The sequence below is a fragment of the Herbaspirillum lusitanum P6-12 genome, from assembly GCF_000256565.1.
Lineage (GTDB): Bacteria > Pseudomonadota > Gammaproteobacteria > Burkholderiales > Burkholderiaceae_D > Herbaspirillum > Herbaspirillum lusitanum.
Map to the genome: position 1 here is coordinate 1 of NZ_AJHH01000581.1, position 594 is coordinate 594.

A 594-nucleotide genomic window follows, 5' to 3' on the forward strand; every position below is an offset into this window, starting at 1 on the left:
TTTTTATTTTCAAAAGTAAAGAAAATATCCTTTCAAAAATGAAAGTAAAAATCCTTGCACCTTTAGCGCGCGCAGATGCACCGCGATAGCGAGGAAATCAGGGGAAATCCGGCCGCACCGCACCAAAGCGGAAAGGCGGGACGGGACGAACCAAGACCCGCGCCCCTACTCGCGGCGTCGAAAATGGACGTGCATCGACCGCCGCGAAAACGCGGCGATACGACGCCGTCATGCTGCAATGAAGCAGAACGGGAGCAACTCAGGCCGACAGAAACCGGCAATGACGGGAAATGGCGTCAGGAATGCGCCAAGGCGACGCGACGCAGTTTTTCAGCGCGGCACGACTTCGCGCAATTCGATCAGGTTGCCGAACGGGTCGGCAGTATAGATACGGATGAAGCCGGGAATCGGCGCGTCTTCCTGCACCGGGAAGCCGCCCTCTTTCAGCGTTGCCATCATCGGCGCCAGCGTATCGACGATCAGACCGGGATGCGCATTCAGCGCCGGCTGGAAATCCTTGTCGACGCCAAGATGCAGTTGCAGCACGCCGCACTGGAACCACAGGCCGCCGCGCGCCTGCAAGGCGGCCGGCTC

General features: G+C 59.1%; 1 protein-coding gene. It reads right to left on the reverse strand.

Features of this window, described 5'->3' with window-relative positions; translation table 11 throughout:
• Positions 1-330: 330 nt before the first annotated feature.
• On the reverse strand, positions 331-594 hold a 264-nt coding region (locus HLUSI_RS0119290; RefSeq protein ID WP_016835509.1), incomplete at its 5' end, for a VOC family protein.